The following is a 2,907-nucleotide window of genomic DNA, read 5'->3' as shown; positions in this document are numbered from 1 at the left end:
GGAACTCCTCGCACCAGTAGACGGCGTTGGCGACCAGGAAGTTGCGTACCTCGGTGCGGCCGAAGTCGAACTCCAGGGTGCCCCAGTCCGGATGCGCGGCCCGCCGCGGATCCCCGGGCTCGTACAGCGGATCCCCGTCGAACCGGGCCAGCGCCCAGTCGTCGCGCGGGAAGTGGGCGGGCACCCAGTCCATGATCACGCCGATGCCCGCCCGGTGCAGCGCGTCGACCAGGTACTTGAAGTCGTCCGGGGTGCCGAGCCGGGACGTGGGTGCGTAGAAGCCGGTGACCTGGTAGCCCCAGGAGCCGCCGAAGGGGTGCTCGGCGACCGGCATCAGCTCCACATGGGTGAAGCCCAGGTCCTTGACGTAGGCGGGGAGTTCCTCCGCCAGCTGCCGATACGTCAGCCCCGGTCGCCAGGACGGCAGGTGGACCTCGTACACGGAGAACGGCGCCTCGTGCACCGGGACGTCCGCGCGGTGCGCCAGCCAGTCGTCGTCGCCCCATTCGTAGCGCGAGGACGTCACCACGGAGGCCGTGTCGGGCGGCACCTCCGTGCGGCGGGCCATCGGGTCGGCCTTGAGGAACCGGTCGCCGTGGCGCGAGGTGATCTCGAACTTGTACCGGGCGCCCTCGTCGATCCCCGGCACGAACAGCTCCCAGACACCCGAGGAGCCCAGCGAGCGCATCGGATACTGGGTGCCGTCCCAGCAGGTGAAGTCACCCGCGACCCGTACCCCTCGGGCGTTCGGCGCCCACACGGTGAAACGGGTGCCGCGCACGCCCTGGTGGGTCATCGGTGCGGCGCCCAGCGCCCGCCACAGCTGCTCGTGCCGGCCCTCCTGGATCAGATGCAGGTCCAACTCGCCGAGAGCGGGCAGGAAGCCGTAGGGGTCCGCGGTCTCGTGGCCGGTGGCCGCGTTCTCGTCGTACTCGACCAGCAGCGTGTACGACGGGATCGCCGGGTAGGGCAGCACCGCCGAGAAGAGTCCGTCGCCCTCGGACGCCAGGGCGCTGCGCATCCCGTCGATGAGCACGCTCACCCCGCGCGCGAACGGACGCAGCGCCCGGAACAGGACCCCGCCCGGGACCGGATGGGCGCCGAGCAGCGCGTGCGGGTCGTGGTGGGCGCCCGCCAGCAGCCGGTCGCGGTCGGCCGGATCCAGCGGCACGACCGCGGGCGGTACGGGTCCCGACGGCTCGGGGAGCGAGGTGTCGCGCAGTGCCATGGTGTCAGCCTTCCCTGACGGCGAGCCGCTCGATCGCGGCCATGGGGACGGGCAGCCAGTCCGGACGGTGCCGGGCCTCGTACACGGCCTCGTACACCGCCCTGTCGGTCTCATGGGCACGCAGCAGCGCGTGCTCCTGACGCGGGTCCCACCCGGCCCGGGTGGCATAGCCCGCGCAGTAGGCGTCCCGGCAGCGGCGGGCCCACTCCGGGCGCCAGGGGCGCCGCTGCCGGGCCGCGTAGTCGAAGGAGCGCAGCATGCCGGCCACGTCCCGGACCGGGGACTGCGCGCTGCGCCGTTCGGTGAGCGGGCGTGACGGCTCCCCCTCGAAGTCGATGACGAACCAGTCCGGGCCGGCCCGCAGCACCTGGCCGAGGTGCAGGTCCCCGTGGATGCGCTGGGCGGGCGGTCCGGCGACGGCGCCGTCCAGCGCGCCGAACGCGGTGCGCAGCCCCGGGACGAACGGCGCGAGGGCGGGCACACAGTGCGCGGCTGCCTCCAGCCGGGCGGTCATCGCCGCCACCGTGTGGCCGTTCTCGCCGCCGTCGGCGGCCGGGAAGGCGGTGGCGAGCGCCAGATGGACGTCCGCCGTGGCCTGTCCCAGCTCGTGCGCCTCCGTGGTGAAGTCGTCCACCGAGGCGAGCGCCCGCAACGCCAGCGTCCAGCCGTCGGAGGCGTCCGGCAGGAACGGCTGGAGCACCCCCAGCGTCGCGGGCCGCGGCTCGGTCGTGCGGAACCAGGCGACCGGGGCGGGCACCCGTGTGCAGCCCTGTGCGGCCAGCGCCTCCGGCACCTCCAGATCGGGGTTCGTGCCGGGCTGGACGCGCCGGAACACCTTCAGGATGTACGCGTCGCCGTACACCAGCGAGGAGTTGGACTGCTCGGCGTCCAGCAACCGCGGCGCGAGCCCGCCGGGCACCCGCACGGCCGGGTCCGCCTCGAAGCGCAGCGGGCCCGCCGTGCCGGGACTCCGCAACCGTTCCAGGAGCAGCGCGGCCGAACGCGGGTCGTGCAGCGCGTCGTAGACGGCCTGACCGGCGAGCGGACCTTCCTGCGGCCGGCCGATGAACGCCTGGTCCAGGTGCGGCGCCGGATGCTTGCGCACGCCGAGCAGCAGCTGATAGCAGGCGCCGGGCGCGGGGGCGCCTCCCTGACCGGCGTGCACCAGCAGGTGCACACAGCCCGGGAACAGCTCGGTCATGGACAGCACGGCGAGGTCCGTGACGGGCTGGTCCCGGCCCGCGAACCAGCGCTGCCGGGGCAGCCACTCGCACAGCAGCCCGGCCAGGGAGGCCATCGGCCGGTCGGGTGCTGCGCCGCCGCGCGGCCGGAGGGAAGCGGTCTTCGGCATGGTGAGGCGTCCTTTCCTCGGCGCCGTGCGCTCAGCGGCGTGTGCCGATGCGGGATGCGACTCGGGAGAGCCGGAACCAGTAGAAGCCGTGGCCCGCGAGGGTGAGGAGGTAGGGGAGTTCACCGATGGCAGGGAAGCGGACTCCGCCGATGAGTTCGACGGGATGCCGTCCGTCGTAGGCCCGCAGGTCGAGTTCGGTCGGCTGGGCGAAGCGGGAGAAGTTGTGGACGCATAGGACGAGGTCGTCCTCGTGTTCGCGGAGGAAGGCGAGGACGGCGGGGTTGGTGGAGGGGAGTTCGGTGTAGGTGCCGAGTCCGAAGGCGGGGTT

General features: G+C 73.3%; 3 protein-coding genes. All 3 read right to left on the bottom strand.

Annotated elements, in window-relative coordinates:
- Window positions 1-1,228, bottom strand: a 1,228-nt coding sequence (gene glgB, locus ACFC09_RS45940; RefSeq protein ID WP_376539166.1) for a 1,4-alpha-glucan branching enzyme, incomplete at its 3' end; no start/stop codon positions are given.
- Between the two features lie 4 nt (window positions 1,229-1,232).
- Window positions 1,233-2,579: a maltokinase gene (locus tag ACFC09_RS45935; RefSeq protein WP_376539164.1), complete on the bottom strand. Its 1,347-nt coding sequence runs from the start codon at window positions 2,577-2,579 to the stop codon at window positions 1,233-1,235.
- A gap of 31 nt (window positions 2,580-2,610) precedes the next feature.
- The coding region (locus ACFC09_RS45930; protein WP_376539162.1) for an alpha-glucosidase C-terminal domain-containing protein at window positions 2,611-2,907 on the bottom strand (297 nt) is incomplete at its 5' end.

Source organism: Streptomyces sp. NPDC056161, assembly GCF_042268025.1.
In the GTDB taxonomy this organism is placed as follows: Bacteria; Actinomycetota; Actinomycetes; order Streptomycetales; family Streptomycetaceae; genus Streptomyces.
This window is presented reverse-complemented; position numbering and strand designations above follow the sequence as displayed.